The organism is Alcanivorax sp. 24 (assembly GCF_004360225.1).
GTDB lineage: Bacteria > Pseudomonadota > Gammaproteobacteria > Pseudomonadales > Alcanivoracaceae > Alloalcanivorax > Alloalcanivorax xiamenensis.
The window spans coordinates 39,935-66,239 of record NZ_SNUA01000017.1 but is presented as its reverse complement, the minus strand read 5'-3'; the positions used below and the strand labels follow the sequence as shown (position 1 = coordinate 66,239).

General features: G+C 56.9%; 25 protein-coding genes and 1 pseudogene. 19 read left to right on the top strand and 7 right to left on the bottom strand.

Annotated features, from left to right (window positions below; all coding sequences use genetic code 11):
• The first annotated feature begins 130 nt into the window (after positions 1 to 130).
• The 17 genes and pseudogenes from E0L37_RS18425 to E0L37_RS18350 all read left to right on the top strand — a co-directional run bounded on the left by E0L37_RS18425 (position 131) and on the right by E0L37_RS18350 (position 16,927).
• Positions 131 to 505, top strand: a complete 375-nt coding sequence (locus E0L37_RS18425) for a hypothetical protein (protein ID WP_240687504.1) — start codon at positions 131 to 133, stop codon at positions 503 to 505.
• On the top strand, positions 502 to 1,413 hold the full coding sequence (locus E0L37_RS18420; RefSeq protein WP_133493121.1) for a hypothetical protein: 912 nt from the start codon (positions 502 to 504) through the stop codon (positions 1,411 to 1,413). Before E0L37_RS18425 ends, E0L37_RS18420 begins: the two co-directional genes overlap by 4 nt.
• Before the next feature lie 12 nt (positions 1,414 to 1,425).
• Positions 1,426 to 2,766 carry a phenylacetate--CoA ligase family protein gene (locus tag E0L37_RS18415; RefSeq protein WP_133493120.1) on the top strand — a complete coding sequence of 447 codons (1,341 nt, stop codon included), beginning with the start codon at positions 1,426 to 1,428 and terminating at the stop codon, positions 2,764 to 2,766.
• Positions 2,767 to 2,813: 47 nt separating this feature from the next.
• A complete protein-coding gene (locus E0L37_RS18410) occupies positions 2,814 to 4,946 on the top strand; it encodes a bi-domain-containing oxidoreductase (RefSeq protein ID WP_133493119.1) in 2,133 nt (710 codons plus the stop codon).
• Positions 4,943 to 6,796 (top strand): alginate lyase family protein, encoded by a 1,854-nt coding sequence (locus E0L37_RS18405; RefSeq protein ID WP_133493118.1) that lies wholly within the window; start codon positions 4,943 to 4,945, stop codon positions 6,794 to 6,796. Before E0L37_RS18410 ends, E0L37_RS18405 begins: the two co-directional genes overlap by 4 nt.
• 1 nt (position 6,797) lies before the next feature.
• Positions 6,798 to 7,922, top strand: a pseudogene (locus E0L37_RS21790) (glycosyltransferase family 4 protein); the annotation flags it as partial.
• A 48-nt stretch (positions 7,923 to 7,970) separates the two neighbouring features.
• Positions 7,971 to 8,636: a sugar transferase gene (locus E0L37_RS21785; RefSeq protein WP_255433185.1), complete on the top strand. Its 666-nt coding sequence runs from the start codon at positions 7,971 to 7,973 to the stop codon at positions 8,634 to 8,636.
• Positions 8,637 to 8,638: 2 nt separating this feature from the next.
• Complete coding sequence (locus E0L37_RS18395; protein ID WP_133493117.1) at positions 8,639 to 9,268, top strand: acetyltransferase; 630 nt, start codon at positions 8,639 to 8,641, stop codon at positions 9,266 to 9,268.
• A 251-nt stretch (positions 9,269 to 9,519) separates the two neighbouring features.
• Entirely contained in the window at positions 9,520 to 9,774 is a 255-nt protein-coding gene (locus tag E0L37_RS18390) for a type II toxin-antitoxin system Phd/YefM family antitoxin (protein WP_133493116.1), read from the top strand.
• Positions 9,771 to 10,214, top strand: a complete 444-nt coding sequence (locus tag E0L37_RS18385) for a type II toxin-antitoxin system VapC family toxin (protein ID WP_240687503.1) — start codon at positions 9,771 to 9,773, stop codon at positions 10,212 to 10,214. Before E0L37_RS18390 ends, E0L37_RS18385 begins: the two co-directional genes overlap by 4 nt.
• Before the next feature lie 192 nt (positions 10,215 to 10,406).
• Positions 10,407 to 10,616, top strand: a complete 210-nt coding sequence (locus E0L37_RS18380; RefSeq protein ID WP_240687502.1) for an addiction module protein — start codon at positions 10,407 to 10,409, stop codon at positions 10,614 to 10,616.
• Positions 10,617 to 10,694: 78 nt separating this feature from the next.
• Positions 10,695 to 11,510, top strand: coding sequence for a type IV toxin-antitoxin system AbiEi family antitoxin (locus E0L37_RS18375; protein ID WP_133493115.1), 816 nt, complete (start codon positions 10,695 to 10,697; stop codon positions 11,508 to 11,510).
• A complete protein-coding gene (locus E0L37_RS21875; RefSeq protein WP_255433182.1) occupies positions 11,507 to 11,629 on the top strand; it encodes a hypothetical protein in 123 nt (40 codons plus the stop codon). Before E0L37_RS18375 ends, E0L37_RS21875 begins: the two co-directional genes overlap by 4 nt.
• A 14-nt stretch (positions 11,630 to 11,643) precedes the next feature.
• On the top strand, positions 11,644 to 11,877 hold the full coding sequence (locus tag E0L37_RS18370; RefSeq protein ID WP_133493114.1) for a hypothetical protein: 234 nt from the start codon (positions 11,644 to 11,646) through the stop codon (positions 11,875 to 11,877).
• Positions 11,878 to 12,112: 235 nt separating this feature from the next.
• A complete protein-coding gene (locus tag E0L37_RS18365) occupies positions 12,113 to 13,288 on the top strand; it encodes a DegT/DnrJ/EryC1/StrS aminotransferase family protein (protein WP_133493113.1) in 1,176 nt (391 codons plus the stop codon).
• 665 nt (positions 13,289 to 13,953) lie between these two features.
• Positions 13,954 to 15,315, top strand: coding sequence for a hypothetical protein (locus E0L37_RS18355; RefSeq protein WP_133493112.1), 1,362 nt, complete (start codon positions 13,954 to 13,956; stop codon positions 15,313 to 15,315).
• 304 nt (positions 15,316 to 15,619) lie between these two features.
• Complete coding sequence (locus E0L37_RS18350; protein WP_133493111.1) at positions 15,620 to 16,927, top strand: O-antigen ligase; 1,308 nt, start codon at positions 15,620 to 15,622, stop codon at positions 16,925 to 16,927.
• Positions 16,928 to 17,074: 147 nt separating this feature from the next.
• On the opposite strand, the gene E0L37_RS18345 is transcribed toward E0L37_RS18350, so the two are convergent.
• Positions 17,075 to 17,434, bottom strand: coding sequence for a transposase (locus E0L37_RS18345; protein ID WP_370450611.1), 360 nt, complete (start codon positions 17,432 to 17,434; stop codon positions 17,075 to 17,077).
• Positions 17,435 to 17,619: 185 nt separating this feature from the next.
• On the opposite strand from E0L37_RS18345, the gene E0L37_RS21870 reads away from it, so the two are divergent.
• A complete protein-coding gene (locus E0L37_RS21870) occupies positions 17,620 to 17,754 on the top strand; it encodes a hypothetical protein (protein WP_255433181.1) in 135 nt (44 codons plus the stop codon).
• Between the two features lie 98 nt (positions 17,755 to 17,852).
• Positions 17,853 to 18,209 (top strand): hypothetical protein, encoded by a 357-nt coding sequence (locus E0L37_RS18340; RefSeq protein ID WP_133493110.1) that lies wholly within the window; start codon positions 17,853 to 17,855, stop codon positions 18,207 to 18,209.
• A gap of 117 nt (positions 18,210 to 18,326) precedes the next feature.
• Here E0L37_RS18340 and E0L37_RS18335 read toward each other — a convergent pair whose 3' ends face one another.
• The 6 genes from E0L37_RS18335 to E0L37_RS18310 all read right to left on the bottom strand — a co-directional run bounded on the left by E0L37_RS18335 (position 18,327) and on the right by E0L37_RS18310 (position 25,741).
• A complete protein-coding gene (locus E0L37_RS18335; protein WP_133493109.1) occupies positions 18,327 to 19,649 on the bottom strand; it encodes a TRAP transporter large permease subunit in 1,323 nt (440 codons plus the stop codon).
• Positions 19,642 to 20,172: a TRAP transporter small permease subunit gene (locus tag E0L37_RS18330; RefSeq protein WP_133493108.1), complete on the bottom strand. Its 531-nt coding sequence runs from the start codon at positions 20,170 to 20,172 to the stop codon at positions 19,642 to 19,644. The genes E0L37_RS18335 and E0L37_RS18330 overlap by 8 nt, the downstream gene beginning before the upstream one ends.
• Before the next feature lie 2 nt (positions 20,173 to 20,174).
• The gene (dctP, locus tag E0L37_RS21570) at positions 20,175 to 21,311 is read right to left on the bottom strand and encodes a TRAP transporter substrate-binding protein DctP (RefSeq protein WP_159661568.1); all 1,137 of its coding nucleotides are present in this window, start codon (positions 21,309 to 21,311) and stop codon (positions 20,175 to 20,177) included.
• A 1,153-nt stretch (positions 21,312 to 22,464) separates the two neighbouring features.
• Positions 22,465 to 22,884, bottom strand: coding sequence for a Zn-ribbon domain-containing OB-fold protein (locus E0L37_RS18320; RefSeq protein WP_166643096.1), 420 nt, complete (start codon positions 22,882 to 22,884; stop codon positions 22,465 to 22,467).
• A 26-nt stretch (positions 22,885 to 22,910) separates the two neighbouring features.
• Positions 22,911 to 24,080, bottom strand: coding sequence for a transporter (locus tag E0L37_RS18315; RefSeq protein ID WP_166643095.1), 1,170 nt, complete (start codon positions 24,078 to 24,080; stop codon positions 22,911 to 22,913).
• Positions 24,077 to 25,741: an AMP-binding protein gene (locus E0L37_RS18310; RefSeq protein WP_133493104.1), complete on the bottom strand. Its 1,665-nt coding sequence runs from the start codon at positions 25,739 to 25,741 to the stop codon at positions 24,077 to 24,079. Before E0L37_RS18310 ends, E0L37_RS18315 begins: the two co-directional genes overlap by 4 nt.
• Positions 25,742 to 26,305: the final 564 nt, after the last annotated feature.

Here is a 26,305-nt window from a genome sequence, read left to right as displayed (position 1 = left end):
AAAAGTTAATGCACTATGCTTTTTTGTACATTACATTAAAAATCCGGCCTTCAAATATTGCTTTTGGTTAAGGCTATGCAGAAGCAGCTCTCGTATTGTTAGGTTTTTTGCAGTTATTAGGCATAGAGCATTGTCTACCAAATATAATTTGCAAATTCCCAGAACGACAAATATAGGCTACGGTCTTTATATTGGCCACCATATGTGCGTGGCTATTAATTCTACTGCGATCATTGGTGACAATTGCAACTTAAGCCCATTCGTTACAATTGGGTCAAATTATGGGCGCGCAGCTAATATTGGTAATGGTGTTTATATTGGACCCAATGTAAGTATTGTTGAAAATGTTGATGTTGGTGATGGTTCGACAATTGCTGCAGGTTCAGTGGTTGTTACGAGTATACCACCTGGAGCAACAGTGGCTGGTGTGCCGGCTAAGGTTATCTCATGTTCTAATTCCTCCCGCTTCATTAGAAATCCTTGGATAGTAAGGGAAATGGGATGAAGTTTCTATATTTTGGTTCTAAGCCACCGCCAATTGGCGGGGTGACAGTTAGTATATATAATTACGCATCTGCGCTAAAAAAAAGGGGGCATGAAGTAAGCTACTTTAGCCCCAAATCGCTGCTAAGGAGATATGATATTTCCCATGGCCACTATTCTAAGCCATGGAAGCGCGCTTTGGCCGTAATTATAGGCAGGCTTCTTTCAAGAAAAGTTTTGTTCACGGTTCATGGTAAATATTTAGATACCGAGTCTATTTTAAATAGAATTGCAATTAAACTTTGCGATGGTGTTATCTTGCTTAATAAAAGCACTTACGATTATGTGGTCGACTACATGTCTAATAGGAAGTGCGTGGCCCTTCTGCCCTCTTTATTTCCTGAAGGTGATCATCCGCTTTCAAAAATAGGAAAAAAAATAACTCTAGAAAAAAATAGAAATTATAAGTATTTTTTGGTGTATGCCCAAAATCGTTACTTCCATAAAGGGAAAGAAATATATGGTATATCATTCGTATTGAACAGTCTTGGATTTTTTCCAGAGGATGTGAATTTGATTTTGGTTGATATTAGTAAGGAATATAGAGATGACGTTAAAAGTTTTAAAAATATTATTTACATTGATGAGGAGGTTGATTTCTCTTTCTTGTTGAATCAGGTGGACGTTTATTTGCGACCTACAGCAATGGATGGAGACTCTCTCGCGGTAAGAGAGGCTCTAACTATGAATGTTCCGGTGGTAGCCAGTGATGTTGTTCCAAGGCCAGAGGGGGTCTGCATATATAAATATGAAGATACGGAGTCATTTATCGAATGTATAAGAAAAGCCAGTATTAGTAGCGGGTCATCAGAATCTCAAAAAGGCAGAGTATCGATAGATGATTATATTGATTTTTGTGCGCGGCTGTAGATGGTATAAAGTATGCTGAATTATTTCAAAGAAAATCTCAACCAGTTACCGCTTCCGCTTGGTGTTATTTTGGCACATTTCCCATATGCTTATAGGCCTGGGATGGGCGCTATTTATAAAGAAAGAGTGTCGGAAATAGATAGTTTTAAATCGATGGATTTGGGTGAGAGAAAGAGGTTTATATTCGAGAGGGTGAAAGAAATCTCCTCTCATGCTTATAAGAAAGTTCCGTTCTACAACAGAGTCTATAAGGCTGCGGGGGTGCGGCCGGACAGATTTGACTCATTTGAAAATTTGTTTGATCTTCCTGTAATAAGCAAAGCCGACTTACAGGAAGTTGATATTGATGAGCGTTCATGTAAGACAGAAAATAAATATGTCGCTAATACTGGGGGGACTAGTGGTAATCCGTTGTCTTTTTATATTCAGCCATCAAGTATTGGGCACGAGTGGGCTCATATGCACGCTATATGGCGTGATCTTGGTTTTAGGCAAAACAACTTGAAGATGCTTTTGGCAGGCCGGGCCGTTATCAAAGGGTTGGCTCAGTATGATTCCATTAGGCATCACTTTGCTGTGAATATCTATAAAGGGTGGTCGGAAGTTTCGGATATAATATGTGATTTAATAAAGAGGTATCGAATTAATTATCTCCATGGTTATCCTTCCGCTATATTCGATCTCATTTTGTGGGCTAGTGAAAACCACAGGGAACTACTTTCAGTTTTAACTGACAACATTAAAGGACTGCTTCTTGGGTCAGAATACCCTTCGCCGGTGCTAAGAGGTAAGGTGGAGTCGCTCATAAATGCCCAGTCAATCTCTTGGTATGGTCATACGGAGCGAGCTGTTTTGGCTAGGGAATTGGTCGGGGCGCATGGCGTCTATTATCCGTTTCAAACTTATGGTTTTTGTGAGGCTCTGTCTTTTGAGGGGCAACATCATCTTTTGGGGACATCTTATTATAATTACGCCTCGCCTTTAATTAGGTATGATACTGGTGATCTTGTGGCCCCTGTTTTTTTAGGCGAACTTTTGGAGTCTTTCTCTGTTTCACGGGGGCGATCAGGGGAATATATATTTGACCGAAATGGAAATAAAGTGTTTCTTACCGCGCTTATTTTTGGGCGCCACCATTCGGCTTTCAATTTTTGTTCTAGTGTTCAAGTGTCGCAGCAGAGAAAGGGGGTGGCAAAAATTTTTGTTGTTTTGATAGGAAAAGATATAAGTATGACGGATGTTGTAAGGGGTTTTGATTTTAGTGATGTTTTAGTGGACTTTGATTTTTTTGTGGTCTCCGAACCTAAAAAAACAAAATCGGGAAAGGTTTCGTTACTGATTGATGAGCTGTGAGGCTTTTTTTATTTCTATTTTGACGAAAAGGCGTTGAAGGGAATTAGATGAAACAAATTCTTCAGGATATGGCCAAGGGCGGTACGGTAATTACGGATTCTCCTTCACCCTCAGTTGGCACGGGATCGGTACTTGTCTCGACAACGGCATCACTGATTTCCGCGGGCACCGAGCGGATGCTGGTTGATTTCGGCCGTGCCTCTTATCTGGATAAAGCCCGGCAACAGCCAGAGAAGGTCAAAATGGTTATTGAGAAGGTTCAGACCGATGGCCTTATGACAACGGTGGATGCCGTAAAATCCAAGCTGGCGCAGCCGCTTCCTCTGGGTTATTGCAATGTGGGGAGCATTTCCGAGGTTGGCAAGAAAGTTAACGACTTCAAAGTAGGGGACCGCGTGGTTTCCAATGGCCCCCATGCCGATATGGTCCGCGTAAGCAAAAACCTTTGCGCCAAAATTCCTGATGAAGTGAGTGATGAAGAAGCTTCTTTCACGGTTGTCGCCAGTATCGGTTTGCAGGGGATCAGATTGGCGCAACCTACTTTGGGCGAGGCCTTCGTAGTAACCGGCGTTGGTTTGATTGGGCTGTTGACCGTTCAGTTATTACGTGCACACGGCTGCCGCGTGCTTGCGATCGATTTTGATGACTCGAAACTTGCGTTGGCTGCTCAATTCGGTGCCGAGATTTGCAACCCAGGTAAAGGCCAAGACCCTGTTGCGGCGGGCATGGCGTTCAGTCGTGGTAATGGTGTGGATGGCGTTATTATTACTGCCTCGACGAAACAAAGTGATCCGGTTATTCAGGCGGCACGGATGAGCCGTAAGCGTGGCCGTATCGTCCTTGTCGGTGTCACTGGCCTGGAATTGAACCGCGCGGACTTCTATGAAAAGGAGCTTTCTTTCCAGGTATCCTGTTCCTATGGCCCCGGTCGTTACGATCCTTCCTATGAAGAGCAGGGTAACGATTACCCGCTGGGTTTTGTACGCTGGACGGAGCAGCGTAACTTCGAAGCCGTTTTGGATATGATGGCCAGTGGGCGGCTGGATGTTAAGCCGTTGATTACCCACCGGTTTGAATTCGAGGATGCACCCAAGGCCTATGACCTTCTGACTTCTGATAAGTCGGCGCTCGGCATCATTCTGAACTATTCCAGTGATGTCGAGAGCCGGAACATCCGCTCTGTAGCCCTTTCAGACGGTGGGGTTGTCGATCCGGCGAAGCCCGTTGTTGGTTTTATCGGGGCGGGCAATTACGCTTCTCGGATGTTGATCCCCGCCTTTAAAGAAGCTGGGGCCCAGTTGCACACCATCTCCACTTCTGGCGGCGTTAATGGTGTCATTCATGGTGAGAAAGCCGGGTTCGCTCATGCAACCACGGATACCCAGGGTATGCTGGACAACCCGGATATCAATACGGTAGCCATCGTAACCCGTCACAATTCCCACGCGAGTTTTGTCGCCTCGGCTCTGGATGCCGGTAAACATGTTTTTGTTGAGAAGCCCCTGGCGGTAAATCGGAAGGACCTTGAACTCGTTCAAGAGGCCTATGAACGTAAAGGTGCACAGGCGCCAATGTTAATGGTCGGGTTTAACCGCCGCTTTTCTCCTCAGATCCAGAAGATGAAATCTCTCTTGGAGCCGATCTCAGAGCCTAAATCCTTCATTATGACGATGAATGCAGGGGCTATTCCTGCTGATCACTGGACCCAAGATATTGAGGTGGGCGGTGGTCGGATCATTGGTGAGGCTTGTCATTTTATCGACCTGATGCGGTTTCTAGCGGGTTCGGAAATTGTTTCAGTACAGGCCCGCGGGATGGGCGAGGTACCAGGCATAGCTATTACTGAGGATAAGGCGGCGATCACCTTGGGCTTTGCTGATGGCTCTTTCGGTACTATCCACTATTTGGCCAACGGTGCGGCGAGCTTCCCTAAGGAGCGAGTTGAGGTGTTTGCCGCTGGAAAGGTTTTGCAGCTGGACAACTTCCGCAAGCTGCGGGGCTTCGGTTGGGCGGGCTTTAAGAAGATGAATCTCTGGCGGCAGGATAAAGGCCAGAATGCCTGTGCGGCAGCCTTTTTGTCGGCGATTGAGACGGGTGGACCGGCCCCCATTGCCGTTAACGAGTTGTTTGAGGTCGCCGCAATTACTCTGGATGTGGTGGATCAACTAAGAAGCCAATGAACCCTCTCGCTCTTAAGATCATCACTGCCTGGAATCTGGGCACGATCAATATCGGTCGCGCTTTGTTTTATCGTCTTGGATTGCGCTTTGGTTGGAATCCGGTCAGGAAGATAGCGGCGGATCAGCCCGCGACACCGTTCTTCTTGCCTGTTGTGTCCCGGCGGATGGCCAGTGATCCGCCCGTACCCGATTTTGACATTGCGGAACTTTCTGCCTTTGGTCTGCCCGCCGACTATGATTTGTCGAATGGCGGGCCTGATTGGCACAGGAGCATCATTACCGGCGGTGCTGCTCCTCGCCTTCCATGGTGGCAAATACCCGACTTTGTCGATGGCCTTGGTGATATCAAAGGGGTCTGGGAAGCTTCCCGTTTCGATTGGGTGCTGATGTTTGCCCGCCAGGTGGCGGCGGGGGACGATGATGCCCTGGATAACCTGAACGTCTGGTTACGGAACTGGTGTGAGCAGAACCCCCCTTATATCGGTGCAAACTGGAAGTGTGGGCAGGAAGCGTCCATTCGGGTTATGCATCTGGCGATGGCCGCTCATATATTGAGGCAGATCAGTGGGCCTGCTTTTGGTTTGGTGGATCTACTTCGGGTCCACCTGAAGCGCATAGCGCCCACCATCCAATATGCGATTGCGCAGGATAACAACCACGGCACTTCGGAAGCTACGGCATTATTCATTGGGGGGAGTTGGCTGGCGGTTCTATTCGAAGAGGACATCGATGCTCGTCGCTGGAGGGCGATGGGTAGAAAGTGGCTGGAGAACCGAGCCAGGCGGCTGATCGAAAAGGATGGTTCATTTAGCCAGTACTCCTTGAACTATCACAGGGTCATGCTGGATAGCTATTCGATGGCGGAGATTTGGCGGCGTACTTTGAACCTTCCGGCATTTTCGAATGAATTGATTGACAAACTGACAGCCGCCACCGCATGGCTGGGGAACATGGTCTCTCCCGATAGTGGGGATACGCCGAATTTGGGGGCTAATGACGGTGCCCGTTTGCTTCCTTTGGCTGACACTGACTATCGAGATGTTCGGCCCTCCGTGCAGCTGGCTTCGGTATTGTTTGCAGGCGTGAGGGCTTACTCCACGCCGGGGGAATACGACACTCCACTGCACTGGTTGAAAGTGTCGTTACCTGATGAGTCTGTGAGCTACGCTGAATCACATCAGTATGATCATGGTGGCTATGTGGTGATGCGCCGGAGCAAGGTAATGGCACTGCTGCGCTACCCTCGTTTTCGTTTCCGCCCTGGCCAGTCGGATCTGCTCCATGTGGATTTCTGGCGGGGCGGGCTTAACCTGCTGCGTGATGGTGGCTCATACAGTTACAACTGTGATGAGCCGTGGCAAAGCTATTTTCCAGGTTCGGCCGCCCATAATACGGTTCAGTTCGACGGGCGCGATGCCATGCCAAGGCTCAGTCGTTTTCTGTTCGGGGCATGGCCGAAAGCGGAGAAAGTGCTTCCTCTGGAGGAAAGTGCTGGAGGTATTCGTGCGGGGGCGGGGTATAGCGACTGGAAAGGCGCCAATCATTACCGAATGGTGACCTTAACGGACCGCATTTTAACCGTTACCGATGAGATCCGTGGTTTTGAAAAGGCGGCAGTTTTACGTTGGCGGCTTGCACCTGGTGAATGGCATTGGAAGGATGAAGAGCCGAACGGTGGTTATCTGGAAGGGCATGGGTGCAGGTTACGTATTACTGCCAGCCAACCATTAGTGCGTTGTGAGTTGGTTGAAGGCTGGGAATCCCGGTATTACTCGCAAAAAACGCCTCTGCCCGTATTGGAGGTGGAAGTGGCCAAGGCCGGAAAGCTGATTACTGAGTTGAGTTTCTGATATGCACGTTTTGTATTTCCACCAACATTTCTCCACCCCCAAGGGTTCAACCGGCATTCGCTCCTACGAAATGGCACGACGGCTGATCAAGGCAGGTCATGACGTTACCATGGTTTGCGGCTCCTATGGTGGAGGCAATACCGGGCTCGAATCGCCATTCGCGCGCGGACGCCGGGAAGGTGTTGTTGATGGCATCAACATCATTGAGTTTAATCTGGCCTACTCCAATAGCGATGGCTTTCTTAAGCGCTCGTTGATGTTCCTGCTGTTTGCCTTGCGTAGCATCTGGGTGGCCATGACGAAGCAGTATGACGTGGTTTTTGCCACCACGACGCCGCTGACAGCGGGGATTCCAGGTATTTTCGCTCGTTGGTTGCGTGGTAAGGCTTTTGTTTTTGAAGTCCGGGACCTTTGGCCTGAATTGCCTAAAGCCATGGGCGTGATCAAGAATCCTGCCGTGTTATGGCTAATGTCCGTTCTGGAATGGTGTTCCTACCATTCCGCGCATCGTCTGATCGCGTTGGCGCCAGGAATGGCTGAAGGCATCATGAGTCGTGGCATCCCGGAGGATCGAATTGCGATGATCCCCAATGGGTGTGACTTCGATATCTTCGCGGATTCGGACAGTCCATGGCGGCCGGAAGGTGTTGGGTCGTCCGATTTTCTGGCTATTTTTACCGGAACACACGGTATGGCGAATGGCCTGGGGGCGGTTTTGGATGTCGCGGCAGAGCTGAAGTCGAGAGGGCGGGAGGATATCAAACTGGCACTGGTCGGGGACGGCAAGCTTAAGCCGGAACTGATGGCTCGCGCAAAACAGGATGACTTGACCAATGTGATCTTTCACGATCCAGTGGATAAGAAACGGTTGGCGGGATTGATGTCAGGGGCGGATGTGGGACTTCAAGTTCTGGCCAATGTCCCTGCTTTCTATTTCGGTACATCCCCCAATAAGTTCTTCGACTATATCTCGGCCGGTCTGCCGGTTCTCAATAACTATCCTGGATGGCTGGCTGAATTGTTGAACGATTCCGGCGCTGGTGTGGCGGTGCCACCCGATGATATGGGTGCGTTCGCGGATGCTTTGATTGATCTCGCCGACCATCGGGACCAGTTGTCGGCAATGTCGCAGGCCGCATCGGCTTTGGCCCATGAACGCTTTGATCGGAATATCTTGGGGGAACGTTTCGTCCAGTGGCTTGAGGAAACCTTCGTCACGAACCGGTCTCAACCGGTTAAGCGTACATTTGACTTCTTGGCCTCCGCGGCGGGGCTACTTGTACTTTCCCCCGTGCTGTTGGTTCTTGCGATCATGGTACGGTCGAAGCTCGGCTCTCCCATCCTGTTTACCCAGGAAAGGCCCGGTCTCGACGGAAAACCCTTCAAGATGATGAAGTTCCGCACCATGACGGATGAGCGGGACGAGGAGGGTGATCTGCTGCCTGATGAGGCGCGTTTGACCAGGTTCGGTGCTTTTCTGCGTTCCACGAGTCTGGATGAGTTACCCGAACTGATTAATGTCATTAAGGGCGATATGAGCCTGGTCGGGCCTCGTCCGCTGCTGATGGAGTACTTGCCCCTGTACTCCGAGCGCCAGTATCGCCGTCATGAAGTGCGTCCTGGTATTACCGGCTGGGCTCAGATCAATGGCCGGAATGCCTTGTCTTGGGATGAGAAGTTCGAGCTCGACGTTTGGTATGTCGAGAATCGCTCCCTGTGGCTGGATATCAAGATCCTGTTTCTCACCGTTTTGAAGGTGGTGAAGCGGGATGGGATTAGCCATGGCGGGGAGGCGACCATGCCGAAGTTTACGGGTAGCGGCGACAAGGCCGGGAAATAGCCATGAGACGACTAGCGATCCTAGGTGCTAGCGGGCACGGCAAGGTGGTGGCTGATGCCGCCTTATGCGCCGGTTGGGACGAGGTGTGCTTTTTTGATGATGCCTGGCCGGGCCTGGAACGTAATGATGAGTGGCCAGTGGTGGGCGACTTCGCCCGTATGTTGCGCCAAGAAGGTGCTGACTTTAATGCTGTGGTTGTGGGTATCGGGCGTAATGAAGTTCGCCTTGCCAAGATGGCGGCTCTCAAGGATGCGGGTGTTCCGCTGACCAGCGTTGTTCATCCTGCCTCCGTGGTGAGTCGTTACGCCTCTATTGGCGAGGGGTGCGTTATTTTTGGCGGGGCTATCGTCAATGTCCGCGCCGATCTTGGCGACGGCTGCATTATTAATACTGGTGCGACGGTGGATCACGATTGTCGCCTGGCTGAAGGCGTTCATATCAGCCCCGGAGCAAATCTTGCTGGCAATGTAACGGTTGGAGAGGGCTCCTGGATTGGTATCGGGGCCTGTGTTCGCCAGGGCGTTATCATTGGCCGGAATGTGATGGTGGGTGCCGGTGCGGCGGTGGTTTCGGATATCCCGAATGATGTGACTGTGGTGGGCGTGCCCGCCAAAGTGGTGGAGAGGGATTGAGTCAGGTTGCTCACCCGCCTCTAGCCCTGGAATCAGATGGGCTTGGCTTTTGAGGTGGACAGGGAAAACATCAAAAAGCAATTCGGAGTGGAAACAGGGAAGACGTCGCTGGGAACAGGGTTGACGTGCCTCAGGATGACCCCACGTGCCGCCTGTTGCCTTCGGCACGATAGACAACCAGCTATCTGTGGACAGCCTTCAATAAATATAGTAACGTACCTACATTGTGGTTTCGTGTAGGAGGTGACGCCATGACCATCACGACGTTATCCAGCCGGGAGCTTAATCAGGACGTTTCCCGTGCAAAGAAGGCGGCCAAGAGTGGTCCGGTGTTCATCACGGATCGCGGCAAGCCGGCTCATGTGCTGTTGAGTATTGAGGAATACCAGCGGTTGACAAAGCAACGCCGGAACATCTCTGATGCTCTGGCTATGCCAGACGTCGCGGACGTCGAGTTTGAACCGCCGCGTGTGACCATCGACACCCAGCCGGCTGATTTCTCATGATGTTCGTTCTGGACACCAACGTAGTGTCCGAACTGCGAAAGGTTCGGGTTGGTAAAGCTGACCCAAGCGTTGCGGCATGGACGGAAAGCGTCGATGCCGCCGAGCTTTTTGTCTCCGTCATTACCATCATGGAGTTGGAGCTTGGCGTGCTGTCGATTGAGCGCAAAGACGTCACCCAGGGGGCCGTGCTACGTTCGTGGCTGGAGCAACACGTGCTGCCGGAGTTCTCCGGGCGGACGTTGCCAGTCGATACCGCCGTGGCGCAAAGCTGCGCCCGGTTACACGTCCCCGACAAGCGCGGCGAGCGTGATGCACTCATTGCGGCAACGGCGCTTGTGCATGGTATGACGGTCGTTACTCGCAATGTGGCCGATTTTGAGCCGACAGGAGTGGCCATCCTCAACCCGTGGGAGGAGGGCATTGGAAGGTCGAAGACATGAAGAGGTTGCCGCCTAATCTTGCCCCGCCAAATCCATTGAGGCAAGAGGGATTGAGTCAATCTGGGGTTACGCCCGGCCAGTTGCCTCTGATGGGCATTAAAGGTGCTGACCAGAGGTGGTGGCTGGGTGCCGCGCTGGACGTAGAGGGCATGGCGCATTTGCTCTTGATGCTGGCCATATGGTCAGTGTATTGTGACGATTGATCTATGGGGGAGGCCAAATTCGGAACGAATCCTCCTGGCGGAAGCGTTGTGGGACAGCGTTGTCGCGGAGAATGCGGATATCCCTCTCTCGGAGTCTCAGAAAGATGAACTTGATCATCGGCTCTCCGCGCTCGAAATAGATCAGGATGAAGGTGGCTCATGGTCTGAGGTCAAAGCCAGGGTATTGTCAAAGAGCTGACCTCGTGGCTAGACCTCAAACGTTTCGCATTATGTGACTTTTTTTTGATATATATCGCGAAAGAATTGCGAGAGTATCATGGGGCGCTATAACTCCCTATCCAGTGTGATCGACGCCGCCGAGCGGGCCGGCAAGCTGAATTTACGCATGCAGGACATTCGCGTGGCCTTGCCCGAAGCCAGTTCGAGCGCGTTGCGGCAGGCGCTCTATCGGCAGCAGCAGCGTGGCCGGCTCGTCCGCTTGTCACGCGGCTCGGATCACTGGCTCATCGTGCCCTTGCAGTACGCTGCCGCTGGTGCTCCGCCGCCGGAAGCCTGGTTGGACCGCTACATGAGCAAAACGCTGGGCGTTCCCTACTATGTCGCGCTGCTGAGTGCCGCCGAGACCTTTGGCGCATCGCCCTACGCGGTGATGGTGATGCAGGTGATGGTGGCCGAACGTCGGCGTCCTATCACGGTCGGTCGCCACGAGGTAGTGTTTCACTCCCGTGCACGGATTGAAGACATGCCGACACGCTGGCACGAGACTCCGGACGGACGCTTCAGGGTGGGTACACCGGAACTGACCGCGCTGGAACTGGTCGAGAGAGTGTCACTGCTTGGTGGCATGGCCCGTGTTCGAGAGGTGCTGCGGGGACTGTGGGCCTCCTGCACTCCACAGGGGCTCTCCGAGGCGCTGGATGCCCTGCGGGAAGTCCCGACCGCGCAACGGCTCGGGGCCTTGCTTGCCTTGGATGGCCAGGACGCCCTCGGAGCGCGGGTCGCCGAATGGTTGGGCGACAAAGCGCCGCGTCTCATACCTCTGGAGCGTGGACAGACGCGGGATGTAGCCTCTGAAGTCGATACTTCCTTCAAGGTGCGGCTGACCTTTGATTCCGGGAGTGCCAATACATGATCCAGCACACCCACCTGACGGCTTGGCAGAGCCATGCGCCGTGGCCCAAGCGCAGTCAGATCGAGCAGGATCTGCGGCTTTCCCGTGGCGTGGGGCCATCTTTGCCGATCCAGTTCTAGGTGAACATCTGGCGATGCGCGGCGGCACGGTCCTGCACAAGGCGATGGAGGCCTTGGTCTGGTATCTGGATAAGGAAGGAACACACGTGGGGCGCGACGAGGCCAATGCTCTGCTTGATGCCAGACTGCGCAAGATGGCCTTTCGTCGAGACATGGACACGCTGTCGCGGCCGGGGTTGCCAACGTTCGACGTGGATGAGGGCGCCGCAATTGTGCGGGATGCTTATTTCAAGCATTTAGAGGTATAGCGTTCAGAGTTTGCGCCTGGAAAACGGGTTGAGTCAGTGAGGGGTTGTTGCTTCGCACCCCTTGTCTCCTGTGAGGGCGTTGCGAGAGAAGCGAGGCGGACCTGAATTCGGGGTCGCTGTGGGAAGATTGCCGGGCGGCGCTCCGCTGGCAAGCGAATTGCCAACGGCAGGGAAAATAATTCGCTGCCAAGGCAGCTCCCACAGCGGCTTCATTTAACGAATCTTTGGATAAATTATGCTGAATGGACCTTTTCCCCCCTGGCCTTCCTTTACCCAGGAGGAAGCGGAGGCAGTACAGCGTGTGCTGCTGTCCAACAAAGTGAACTACTGGACTGGCCAGGAGTGCCGCGAGTTCGAGAAGGAATTCGCTGCCTTTGCCGGCACGGAATACGCCATCGCCGTGGCCAATGGCACCGTGGCGCTGGATCTGGCGCTGCAGGGGCTGGGCATTGGGCCTGGCGATGAAGTGGTGGTGACGCCACGTACTTTCCTGGCCTCCGCAACCGCGGTGATCAATGCCGGGGCGACACCGGTATTTGCCGATGTGGATCCGGATACTCAGAACATCACCGCTGAAACCGTCGCCAAGGTGGTGACGCCGCGTACCAAAGCCGTTATCTGTGTGCACCTGGCCGGTTGGCCCAGCGATATGGGTGCCATGATGGCTCTGGCCGAAGAGCACGGCTTCTATGTTATTGAAGACTGCGCCCAGGCCCATGGTGCTACCTGGAAAGGGCGCCCGGTGGGTGGCCTGGGCCATGTGAGTTGCTGGTCCTTCTGCCAGGACAAGATCATGACCACCGGCGGGGAAGGCGGCATGGTTACCGTGAATGACCGCGACCTTTGGTCCCGCATGTGGAGCTTCAAAGACCATGGCAAGAGCTGGGATGCGGTATATGAGCGCGACCACCCACCTGGCTTCCGTTGGTTGCATGAGAGTGTGGGCACCAATTGGCGCATGATGGAAATGCAGGCGGCCATTGGGCGGATTCAACTAAAGCGCATGCCGGAGTGGACCCGCCAACGTCTGGCCCATTCCCAGGCGATCTGGCAAACCGCCGGTGACATCCCTGCTTTGCGTGTGCCGGAGATTCCCGCCGAAGCCGGGCATGCCGGTTACAAATGCTATGTGTTTGTGCGGCCGGAGAAACTGGCCTCAGGCTGGGACCGGGACCGCATCATGAATGAGATAGTTGCTCGTGGGGTGCCTTGTTTCTCCGGTTCTTGCTCGGAAGTCTATTTGGAGAAGTGCTTCCAGGACCTCGATCTGGCGCCGCGGGAACGTTTGCCGGTAGCGAAGGCGCTGGGGGAGACCAGCTTGATGTTCCTGGTGCATCCCACTCTGGAGCAGGCGCATATCGATAAGACTTGCGAGACGCTTCGGGCGGTGATGGCGGAAGCTTCGGCTTAGAGGCCGTTCGCCAGCAGGCTGGTTCCCACGGACCATGCCACGAAGCCGCTGTGGGAGCCTGCCCGCAGGCGAATGTGCCAACGCCGTACGGCCTGTTTGGAACATTCGGATGACAGGGCAAGGGGCCCGTGGGCTGACCGCTGCTTCCCAGGCGAGGGGTAGGTTGACAGCCTGAAGCGGGGCGGTGAAGATGCCGTTAATCCGTTGATTTTCTAATCTTTTCGAGTGCAAGTCATGCAAGCTCGTAGGGGACGGTTTAACAGCAAGCGAAGAATCCGCTCGTTGGAAGAACTGGAGGGAATGGATCTAGTGTCTCTGAGCGATAGGGTGGTCTATTGCGGTAACCCTGTGCACAAGAGGAACCCAGGCGATTTCGGCTTAAGCCCGCCTGCTGGCCCGCGGCCCGGCAAGTCATTGTGTGATACAGCGGCTCTCTTCGAAAAGGCCGTGGCTGGCGAGTTATTGAAGGAAGGTGTCAGGCGCGGTTTGGTAAGCCTGCAGTCCAATAATGGTTGGCCCCAAAATATTTGGGCCGTTGCCGACGATGGCGTAGCGCTGGAGGCGCAATTGGAAAATCGGGAGACTGGAGCCTATCACGGATACCCCATGCCGCCGACGGACCCTTTTGCCGAGCTTGTGATGATGGAATGGGAGGCTCGGCGATAATGACCAACAAGTGCCTGAAATTGGGCTTTCAATGGGAAGCCGCGGGTAATGATAGTGCTGAGTCGTATCACACCATGGCGCGATTGTCGTTAGCCGTTAATGGTTACTCCCTGACACGTAATGAAGACAGCTGGTCGCGCACGGTTAAGGACGATGTGCTGGTGTCGTTGTACCCGTTGGCCCTCTGGTTTGCTTCTTCATGGTGGCGTTTGCTGCATGAACCGCACCCGGGTAAGGGGGTGCGCCCGTCGGTGTCCTGGCGTATGGCGCATGAGTTGGCTGCCGCTAATCAGGGTTATGTGTGGCCTACGGTCATGTTTGCGGCGGATGGTGAAGGTATACACGTTTGGTCTTCACCATCGGGTGATGATACTGAGCAATCGATTCGGTATCTGAATGGTTCGCGCTTTCCTTCTTTTGTGCCAATGGCTGATTTTCGTAAGGAAATTTCGGCTTTTATCGATGCGGTGCTGAGCCGGTTACGTGATTGTGGCTGTACCGATACCGAGCTTGCAACGCTTTGGATGCATGTCAGGGACGAACTCGCTGATCCGGAGATTGCGCGGTTACGCATCTTTGAGGCCATGATGGGTTATGACCCGGAAGAATGCCCCCAACAGCTCTTGCAAACGATGGTCCGTATGGCGGATGAGGTGGGTGAGGAGTCCTTGTCCGAGTTGATATCCGCTTTGGCAAGGGGCAAGGAATTCGACTCGCGCCAGGAGAAGGAGATCGAACTCTTCTCTTTATTAAAGGGAATGGAAGGCAGTCCGAATATTCCTGAGTTTGTGGCCCCAAACGCTGTCGGAGAGAGTCATGCACCCTGGATGCCAGCGGTTCAGGATGCGAGAAGCATGCGGGATTATTTTGGATGGGACTTGGAGCCACTGTCCAACGAGAAACTGTTTTCTGCTTTGGGTATTAGCGCTAAAGCCGTTGAAGGTTACACGCCGGAAAACACATCAAAGGTATCGGTGGCGATCCCGCAGCGTCAGGGCGTAATGCGTTTCATGCCGCGTAAGAGGCATCCCGTGGCCCGACGCTTTGAATACGCTCGCTTTCTCGCGGACTGTATGTTCCAACAACGCGGAGACGGGTGGCTCGTCTCTTCGGATCTGAGCACGTTTCGGCAAAAGTATCAGCGCGCTTTTGCCGCGGAACTGTTATGCCCAATCGAGGGGGCAAAAGCGTTTATGCAGGACGATTACTCAGAGTCGTCCGTTGAGGATGCGGCGGAGTACTTCGACGTCAGCACAACCACGGTTACCAACTTGCTGGCAAATAACCATCTTATTGAAACGGATGATTTTTCCGATGGTAACGGCGCCTGGCCTTACCGCCCTACGGTAACGCTTGCATAGCCCGGTGTTTTCAGCTTGGAGGGCTGGTTCCCACGGGCCATGCCACGAAGCCGCTGTGGGAGCCTGCCCGCGGGCGAATGTACCAACGCCGGGCAAAGGATTCGCCAGCAGGGCTGGCTTAAATACGCCTGTACGGGAATTGTTTAACGACGTTAAATGGCCGTCAAAATGTGAACTATTCAGTCCGTTCCATACCGGGCCGCGTGTTAGTTTGAACACTTGCCGGGTACACGGGGTATCCCACATTGATTGGTCAGGCTGTAGCAGGGGGCTGCGGCGTGCTCATAATGGACTGTGAGGTAGCATGCTTGAAACGGTTTCCACTCCCACCCGCTCGACCCCCTTCTCCCCGCCGATGATCTTCTCTGGCCTTTTGGCCGCCTTTCTCGCTTTTCTGATCGCTTTTCACCCTGCGTATTATGTGTTGCCGCTGACGGCCGCGGTGTTGGTTCTGGGTAGTCTGGCCTTGGCGGCAAGACGTTCCTTGTGGCGGCCTCTCGATCGGGAGGACGGGTATTGCCTCGCTGTTCTGGCGTTGTTTACCGCGCTTTGGTGTCTCGATGTCGCCCGCACAGGTAAATGGCCGGTGGGCGAGGAGAACCAGGGGCTGTATTTACCGTTATGGCCTTTGGTTGCCGCTGTGGTGTGGCTGGGTTGGCGTCGCTGGCCTCCGGCGGTTTCCGCTCTTTGGTATGGGGTGGCGGCAGGTAGCCTGATTGCTGGCGGGATCGCTGCCTACGAGCGTTGGGGGCTGGGTTTGGGCCGTGCCAGCAACGGCATTAACGCTATTCCGTTCGGTAATCTCTCCCTGCTGCTGGCGACGTTGACCATGGTGGCGTTCCTGGCTCGGCGGGGCCGTGTCCGCAATGCCCGGGAGTGGCTGATTCGCGGTTTTTTCCTGCTCGCCGTGGTGGCGGGGTTGGCGGCGTCGGTTTTGTCCGGCACTCGCGGTAGCTGGATCGTTTTTCCGGTGCTGCTCTGGTTGCTGTATGTGGCTTTCTGGGACTCGTTACCGGCCCGGAAAGTGGTGCCGGTGGTGGTGGCGTTGGCCGTTGTTGTTATCGGCGCCTCTCTGGTCCCCAAGGCCGGCGTTCAGGAGCGGGTTGCCGAGGCTGTGGAAAACCTGGAAGAGTACGCGGAAGGGGACACCTATTCCTCTGTCGGGGTGCGGCTGGAGATGTGGCGTGCCGGGGCGCGGCTCTTCAGCGAGAAGCCTGTTCTGGGTTGGGGAGAAGGGCGACTTGAAGATCAGCGGGACCAGTGGGTGGCGAAAGGTCTCTATAACCGGGGTATCAGCCGTTACGACCAACTGCACAACGATCTGATCGATACCGCCGCTCGCCGTGGCCTGGTGGGGCTGATTTCCCTTTTATTGCTCTATGGCGTCCCCATCGTGTTATTCGCCAGGCATTTACGGCGACGCAAGGATATTCAGGGCCGGGCCCTGGCCGTGTCGGGTTTGATCGTGGTGGTGGCATTCATCGGCTTCGGGCTGACGCAGTCCCTGTTGCGGGATGTGCGTGGGCTGTCCGGCTTTCTCGGGATGCTGACGGCGTGCTGGTGTTTGTTGAAGGCGACGCCGGGGGGTGGGGGAAAAGGGGTTCAGGCCTGAGTGCGGAGCCGCTGTGGGAAGATTGCCGGGCGGCGCTCTGCTGGAAAGCGAATTGTTAACGGCAGGGGAAATAATTCGCTGCCAAGGCAGCTCCCACAGCGGCTTCGTTACATAATCCGTGGGAGATTCCATGGTGCCCCGCACCCCTTAAAAGAGCTTTGCGGGGCAATATTCTTGTTGCTGTTTCATCAGGGCGAAGGCGGTGCGGGCGATCTTCCGGGCCAGGATGACCAAGGCTTGCGTGGTGTGCAGTCCCCGGTCCCGATAGCGCCGATAGAAGGCGGGCCAGACCGGATGTCGAGAGGCGCTCATGGCGGCACAATGCAGCAGTCGCCTGACCTCCGTATCCCCTTGCTTGGTCAGCTTACGCTTGCCTCTGAGTTTGCCGGAGTCACGAACCCGGACATCCAGCCCCAGGAAGGCCACGAAGGCATCGCTATTCTTGAAGTCCCCTCTCAGGAAGGCCATGACCAAGGCAGTGGCGGTGATCTCACCGACCCCGTTGATCGCGTCGCATCGCTGGACCTGAGCCTGAAAGCCCTAACGGACCGTCGTTGAAGTTGTTGAATCTGGTGGACCGTAAGGGCATTGAGGTGTTGGCATAGGTCGATACCGCTGCCCGCCGTGGTCTGGTGGGGCTGGTTTCGTTATTGCTGCTGTATGGCGTGCCGCTCGTCCTGTTTGCTACACACTTGCGACGTCGTAAGGATATTCAGGGCCAGGCGCAGGCCTTGTCCGGGGGGATCGTGATGGTGGCGTTCATCGGCTTCGGGTTGACGCAGTACCTGTTGCGGGATGTGCGCGGGTTATCCGGCTTTGTGGCGTAATCCGTGGGCGCCTGTTGTCGTCCGTGGGGCGTGGCTATATCATGCGTGCGTTATTTTCCGCGGACTTATGTGCTTCAGGCGTGTTGTAAGGGACTATCATGCATCCTGTTCTTGCCAAGACCTTTGGTGGTCTTAATCTCCAGTACTATTTCCGTCATTTCGTATTCGCTCTGATCTTTCCCGCCATCTATATCTTCATGACGATGGAGACGGGCAGGCCGATCACCCTGGCGGTGGTGGCGGTCTGTGTGGTCAATACCCTGCTGTATCCGTATGCCCGTTTCGTTTACGAGAGCGTGGTGGGGTTCATCTTCGGCGACAACGTGTTCCTGGTGAACGCCTTCCTGCTGCTGTTCTTCAAGCTGGTCACCATGATGTTCTGCTGGTTTCTGGCGATTTTCATTGCGCCCATCGGTTTGATTTATCTGTATATCCACCACAGTCGGAACGGCTGATCCCTTGTGGGGCAAGCTTGTTGGCAAGCGAATGAAAGAAATTTCGCCTGCAGGGCAGGCTCCTGCAGCGGGGTTGACAGGCCGATGCGGGAGCCTCCCTGGTGGCGACCGAAGCGGTCAGAACTTCGCCTGCCCGGGCAGCCACAGCACCAGTTGCGGGAACAGGGAAATCAATACCACGACCACCAGCATCACTGCCACGAAGGGCAGGGCGCCGCGCAGGATGTGGCCCCATTGCATGCCCGGCGGCGCCACGCCTTTGAAATAGAACAGGCTGCCGCCCACCGGCGGGGTCAGGAAGGCGGTCTGCAGCATCACCGCCACGCAGGTGATCACCCACAGCGGGTCCAGATCGTATTGCCGGATCAGCGGCAGGAAGATCGGGAACAGGATCAGCACGATGGCGATCCAGTCGATGAAGGCGCCGAGGACGAAGGTGAGCAGCATGATCACCATGTACACGCCCCATTTATTCAGGTTCAGATGGCTGACGAAATCGACGATGATCTGGTCGCCGTCCATGCTGTGGAACAGGGCGGTGAAGCACACCGCGCCGACGATGGTGACCATCGCCATGGCGGTGATCTTGGCGGTTTCCTGCACCGATTCCTTGAGCATGGTGAGGCTGAAGCGGCCGTAGGCGACGGTCATCAGCAGGGCGACAAAGGCGCCGACGCCGGAGGCTTCGGTGGGGGTGGCCCAGCCGGAAAAGATCGAGCCGAGCACCGCCGCCACCAGAATCACCGGCGGCACCAGATTGACCAGCGCGCCGCTGATGCGTTTGGCAATCGGCATGGCGGCGGCTTCTTCCGCGCTGAGCGCGGGGCCCCGTTCCGGGTAGCGCCAGCACAGCCCCAGCACGTACAACACGTAGCACAGTGACAACAGCAGCCCTGGCACGATAGCGGCCAGGAACAGCTTGCCCACCGACAGCTCCGCTTCATTGCCCATGACGATCAGCATGATGCTGGGCGGGATCAGTACGCCAAGGGTGCCGCCGGCGGTGATCACCCCGGCGGAGATCTCCTTGCGGTAGCCGTATTTTTCCAGCACCGGGGCGGCCAGCAGACCCATGGTCACCACCGAGGCACCGACGATGCCGGTGGTGGCGGCGAAGATGGTGGAGACCACGATCACCGCCACGGCCAGACCGCCGCGCACCGGGCCCAGCAGGTAGCGCAGGGATTCGAACAGACCTTCCGCCACCGCCGATCGCGACAGGAAGTTGGCCATCAGGGTGAACAGCGGGATCGCCACCAGGGTGTAGTTGTTCATGGTGGAGAACACGGCGCTGACAAAAATGTCGATGATGCCGGTGCCCCAACTGGTGAGGCCGAACAGCATGGCGATGCCGCCGAACACGAAGGCGATCGGGTGGCCGCTGGCGATGCCCAGCAGCAGCGCGGCGAACATGCCGGCGATGATCCAGACTTCATTCATGTTGCGCCTCCGGTTGGTCGCCGCCTTCGATCAGTACCAGAAGGTGTTTGAGGGTTTCCGAGAGGCCTTGTAGCGCCAGCAGGGTAAAGCAGACCGGGATCACTGCTTTGAATGGATACAGCGGCGGTGCGAAGGCGGTGTTGCTGGTTTCACCCATGGACCAGGAATACTCGGTGAAGCCGATGCCGTGGACCGCCACGGTGATCACGAACGGGAAGAACAGCACCAGGTAGCTGACGATGCTGAGCAGCGCTTGCGCGCGCCGGCCAAGGTGGGTGTAGAGCAGGTCCACGGAGACGATGCTGCGATGCAGCAGGGCGTAGGCGGCGACGATCATGAAGTGAAAGCCGAACAGCATGGTGATGGTCTCGAAGGCCCAGATGCCGGGGGCGTTGAAGACCCGGCGGCTGACCACTTCGAACACGGTGACCAGCATCATCGCCAGCACCGACCAGGCGCCGATGCGGCCGACCCAGTCGCTGATGCCGTCGAGAATACGGGTGAGGTGGCGTAAGGCCTGCATGATCAATCCAGCCGGTAGCCGTTGAGGTCATTGGTGCCGAAGCTCCAGGGGCCCTGCATGCGGCGGTAGGGCGCGTAGGCTTTGAGGTAGGCTTGCTGGCTTTCCAGCACTTCCTGGAAGTCCGGGTTCTTGGCGGCGATGTCGCGTACCGCCTTGTTGACGATGCCTTCGATGGTTTTCAGGTCCTGGTCCGGCATCTGGTTTACTTCGATGCCGTATTCGTCCTCGAAGCGCTGCGCGGCGACGCCATCGTCGTAATTGCGGTTGGCGGTGGAGCGCGCCATGATCGCTTCGCTGGCGGTGGCGATGATGTTTTGCAGGTCCTCGGGCAGTTCGTTCCAGGCGTCCTTATTAATGGCGATGCCGTAGACCGCCGCGCTCTGGTGCCAGCCCGGGGTGGACCAGTATTTGGTGACGTCCTGCAGGTGCAGGATTTCGTCGGAGTCCGGGCCGCCCACTTCGCCGGCGTCCACCACGCCCCGTTGCAATGCTTCGTAAACGTCATAGACACCGATGGACACCGGTGACGCGCCCAGTTCGGTCATCACCCGGGTCTGGATCAGGCCGGCGATACGCACTTTCAGCCCTTTGTAGTCTTCCAGTCCGCGGATCGGCACGTTGGAGCGGATGCCGGATTCGGTGCCCAGGGTGGTGATCGGGAAGTAGACGGTGTTGAACTGGCCGTAGATGCGGTTGTACTGCTCCAGGCCGCCGGCGGCGTAGATCCACTGGAAGAAATCAAAGCCGCTGAAGCCCATTACGTGAGAGCCAAGCAGGTCGAAGGCGGTATTCTTGCCGGACCAGTAGTTGGGCCAGTCGCCGCCGGCCTGCACGGTGCCCTTGCTGACCGTGTCGAGCACTTGGGTGGGGCTGACCAGCTGGCCCTGCGAATACCGTTTGATTTTCAGGCGGCCATTGCTGAGTTCGTCCACCAGATTAACGAACTCCTGTTCGTATTCACCGGAGCTGGAGGTGTCGCTCCAGGTGCTGACCATTTTCCAGTTGAAGGTTTCCTGGGACTTTTCGGCGCTTTTCTCGGTGTCGGCGCCGGGGGCGTTACCGGCTTCGCCGGAACAGCCGGAAAGGGTGAACAGGGTGATCGCGGTGATGGCGGCCAGTGTTGTTTTGATCGGACTCATGGAACACTCCTGGATTCGTTGTTTTAGGAATGGCGTTGGTTGATTCGCTTTGTTCTGCCTACGAAGTCGCTGTGGGAAGAGGCCCGGGCGGCGCTCTGCTTGGCCGCGAATTGTTTTCCCCGCCCGTTGGTAATTCGCTTGCCAGCAAGCTTCCCACAGCGGCTTCGTGGCGCGATCCGTGGGAGACCAGCTTGCTGGCGAATACGGCCTCCGCCGTTGCCCCATTCGCTTGCCAGCAAGCTTCCCGCAGCGGCTCCGTAGCACGATCTGCGGGAGACCAGCTTGCTGGCGAATACGGCCTTCGGGGTTGCCCCATTCGCTTGCCAGCAAGCTTCCCACGGCGGCTTCGTGGCACGATCTGTGGGAGACCAGCTTGCTGGCGAATACGGCGTTCGGGGTTGCCCCATTCGCTTGCCAGCAAGCTTCCCACAGCGGCTTCGTGGCACGATCTGTGGGAGACCAGCTTGCTGGCGAATACGGCCTCCGCCGTTGCCCCATTCGCTTGCCAGCAAGCTTCCCACAGCGGCTTTGTGGCACGATCTGTGGGAGACCAGCTTGCTGGCGAATACGGCCTCCGGCGTTGCCCCATTCGCTTGCCAGCAAGCTTCCCACAGCGGCTTCGTGGCACGATCCGTGGGAGACCAGCTTGCTGGCGAATACGGCCTTCGGGGTTGCCCCATTCGCTTGCCAGCAAGCTTCCCACAGCGGCTTCGTGGCACGATCCGTGGGAGACCAGCTTGCTGGCGAATACGGCCTTCGGGGTTGCCCCATTCGCTTGCCAGCAAGCTTCCCGCAGCGGCTTTGTGGCACGATCCGTGGGAGACCAGCTCGCTGGCGAATACGGCCTTCGGGGTTGCCCCATTCGCTTGCCAGCAAGCTTCCCGCGGCGGCTTCGTAGCACGATCCGTGGGAGACCAGCTTGCTGGCGAATACGGCCTCCGGCGTTGCCCCATTCGCTTGCCAGCAAGCTTCCCACGGCGGCTTCGTAGCACGATCCGTGGGAGACCAGCTTGCTGGCGAATACGGCCTCCGGCGTTGCCCCATTCGCTTGCCAGCAAGCTTCCCACAGCGGCTTCGTGGCACGATCCGTGGGAGACCAGCTTGCTGGCGAATTCCGGCCTTCGGCGTTGCCCCATTCGCTTGCAGGGGGCGATCAGCACGTGGGCACCCACCGCAATAAGCAGACACCGCTGTCCTCATCGTGCTGGAAGTGCGCCTGCACGAGCTGGCCGCATTGAATCTTCTCCACGTCTTCGCCGAAGGCGTTGCCGAGCAGCCGCAAACCGTTTTCCAGCTCGGCGACGACAATGGCGTAGGGCAAGTGGTCCTTGAACCAGGGGTGCGGCGCGCGGTACACCACGGAGTAGGTGTAGACCACCGCCTGATCCGGCATCACCGGCCAGTGGAAGCGATCACCGTGGCACTGTTTGCACAGATCCCGGGGCGGCCATTGCCGTTGACCGCAGGCGTCGCACTGCTGCACCCGCAGCTGATTGTCTTTCAGGCCCTGAAAGTGCATTTGATAAAGCGGGTCGTTGACGTCGGGCAGGGGGCGTTGAACGGGGTTACCCATGGTGTCCTCGTTGGGTCCTGTGAACATTAGTTATGCAGGATGGCGATGGCGCCGTCGCCGAAATCGCCGTAGCCAGTGACCAGGCCAAGGTGAGCGCCGGCCACCTGGGCCTGGCCGGCGTCGCCGCGCAGCTGACGCACCGCCTCCACCACGTGGTTCATGCCGGAGATATGCGCCTGGGAGAGCAGCCCGCCGTGGGTGTTCAGTGGTAGTTCTCCACCCAGGGCGATGCGGCCGTTGGCGACGAAGTCCGGTGCTTCACCACGCTGGCAGAAGCCGATTTCCTCCAACTGCCGCAGTACGATGAAGGTGAAGCAGTCGTAGATCTCGGCGAAATCCAGCTCGTCCAGGTGGATGCCGGCGATGTCCAGCGCCCGTGGTGCCGCCTTGCCGATACCCATGCCGAGAATGTCCGGGCGGTTGCTGAGGTCGTCCGGCGAGTCCGGATGGCCTTCGGCGGTGGCCGCCACGTACACCGGCGGTTTGCCACCGGCGTGGCGCGCGGCGTCGGCGCGGGTCACCAGGATGGCGGCGGCGCCGTCGGTTTCCAGGCACACGTCGAGCAGTTTGAACGGCGTCACCAGCATCGGAGAGGCGTCGTAGTCTTCCCGGCTCATGGGGCGATCGCGGAACCAGGCGCGTGGATTGAGATGGGCGTGATGGCGGGTGTTCAAGGCCACCGTGGCCATGCCTTCGCGGCTGGCGTTGGTTTCATGGAACCAGCGGTTGGCGTGCAGGCTGTACCACTGCATCGGCGCGATCATGCCGTAGGGGTATTCCAGGTTGCGGCGGATGTCATCGCCGGGCCAGACCACCCGGGGACCGGAGTCGGTGGCGCCCAGGCGCATGCTGCTGTAGGCGTTGCGGCCAGCGCTGACCAGCACGCGTTCGGCGATGCCCGAGGCCACCGCGTGGCAGGCGAGGTGCAGCCCGGCCACCGGGCTGGCGCCGCCGATCTTGATGTGGGCGTGGAATTTCAGGTCGGTGATGCCGAGGCTGGCGACGAAGTCTTCGTTGGTGCCCACTCGCGAGGTCATTACCAGGCCGTCCACGGCGCCGCTTTCGATGCCGGCGTCGGCGCAGGCTTTCAGCGAGGCTTCCATCAGCAGTTGCAGGCCGCTCTTGTCGGTGCCCCGGGTGTATTCGGTTTCGCCGATGCCGGCGATGGCGGCGGTGTCCGGTTGATAGCCACTCATGAGGCGGCCCCGGTGTTCAGTCCCAGTTTGCGGATCGCCAGGGTGCGCAGGGCCGGCTTGTCGAACTTGCCGGTGAGCGTGATCGGCCATTCTTCCCGCGTTACCGGTACCAGGTGTTTGGGGATTTTGAAGCCGGCGATGCGTTCCTTGCAGAAGGTTTTCAGGGTTTCCAGTTCCAGTTCCTTGCCGGGGTGGGTTTCCACCACCGCGGTCACCGCTTCACCCCAGCGGTCGTCGGGGACGCCGACCACTTGCACGGTGGCGATGTGCGGGTGCTGTTCCAGGAACATTTCCACTTCCCGCTGGGACACGTTCTCGCCGCCGGTTTTCACCATCTGCTTGAACCTGCCCCGGTAATACACGTTGCCGGCGGCGTCTTTCCAACCATAGTCGCCGGTGTGGAAGAAGCCTTCGTCGTCCATGCTCCCGGCGGTTTGCTTTGGCATCTTGTAGTAGCCGAGAAACAGCGACCAGCCGCGCACGCAGATTTCTCCGGGCTCGTCGGCGCCGCATTCGCGGCCGGTTTCCGGGTGCACAATTTTTACTTCACAACCGGGGAAGGGGCGGCCGTTGCTGTTCTTGCGCACGACTTCGTCGTTTTCTTCCGGCGGCACCGCCACCGAGGTGCCTTCGGTAAAACCGTAGTGGTGGGTGACGGAAGTATGGCCAAAGCCCAGCTCACGGACTTTGTCGTACCACTCGGGGCCGCAGGCCAGCATGATGCGGTCGACCTTGCTGACGTCGGTATCGGCGAAGTCCGGGTGCGCCGACATGGCGCGGTAGTGAGTATCGAAGCCGCCCATGCAGGTGATGCCTTCCTCGCGGATCAGCTTCAGAGCGTGGCCGGCTTCGAAGTAGTCCATCAGCACTGTGGTGGCGCCGAACAGGGCGTTGCCCAGGGTGGTGTAGATGCAGCCGCCGACGTGGTAGAAGGGCGACATGCCGAGCTGGCGGTCGCCGGGTTGCAGGCGGAAGGTGGACTGGTAAAGGTGCCCGGCGATGGCGACGTTGCTGCCGTGGCTGCGCAGTGCTGGTTTTGGAAAGGCGGTGCTGCCGGAGGTGAACAGAATATAGGAGGGCGCGCTGGGCGAGAGCCGGGCGAACCAGGCTTCCACTTCCGCTGGCCGCACATGGGCGCCGGAACGCATCACGTCGTTGAAGTCGAAACAGCCGTCGTGGGTGCTGCCCGCCGGGCTCAGCGTTACCACGGTTTTCAGATGGGGGAAGCGTTGGCTGTGCAGGAAACCCGGCGCGGCGCCGACCCGTTCCGGCAGCAGTTCGGAGAACAGGGCCAGGTAGTCCACGTCGCGGAACTCATCCATGGTCACCAGCGCCTTGACGTCGGCGCAGCGCAGAACGTGTTCCAGTTCCTGGCGGCGGAATGTCACGTTGATCGGTACGATCACCGCCCCCAGCAGGGTGATGGCGTAGGATAGATAGAACCATTCCGGCCGGCCGCCGATCAGCGTGGCCACGTGATCGCCGGGCCCGATGCCCAGATTGCTCAGCCCCTTGGCCAGCGCGCAGGCCCTCTGGTACTGCTTGGCGAAGGTGATCGACTCTCCGTGATAACGCAGCGCGACGCCGTCCGGCCATTGCTCGGCCGCGTTCCGGGCTACCTCGGGAATGGTTTTGTTCAACAGAGACGGCTCGCTGGCCATGATCGGTTCTCCTTGTTGGCGGGGAGGGGCTGGCTCGACTGACCGGTCAGCCTAGAACGGGCGACACTCCTGTTCTTGCGTCAACTGGCTAGACGTTGTTGTGGGAAGCTTGCTGGCAAGCGAATTCTTTTACCCCCAAACCGGTACAACAATTCGCTTGCCAGCAAGCTTCCCACAGTGGCTTTGTGGTGCGGCTTTCCGTGGGAGCGGGCTTGCCAGCGAATACGGCGTTCGGTATTGCGCATTCGCTTGCCAGCAAGCTTCCCACAGTGGCTTTGTGGTGCGGCTTTCCGTGGGAGCGGGCTTGCCAGCGAATACGGCGTTCGGTATTGCGCATTCGCTTGCCAGCAAGCTTCCCACGGCGGCTTTGTGGCGCGGCTTTCCGTGGGAGCGGGCTTGCCAGCGAATACGGCGTTCGGTACTGCGCATTCGCTTGCCAGCAAGCTTCCCACGGCGGCTTTGTGGTGCGGCTTTCCGTGGGAGCGGGCTTGCCAGCGAATACGGCGTTCGGTATTGCGCATTCGCTTGCCAGCAAGCTTCCCACAGTGGCTTTGTGGTGCGGCT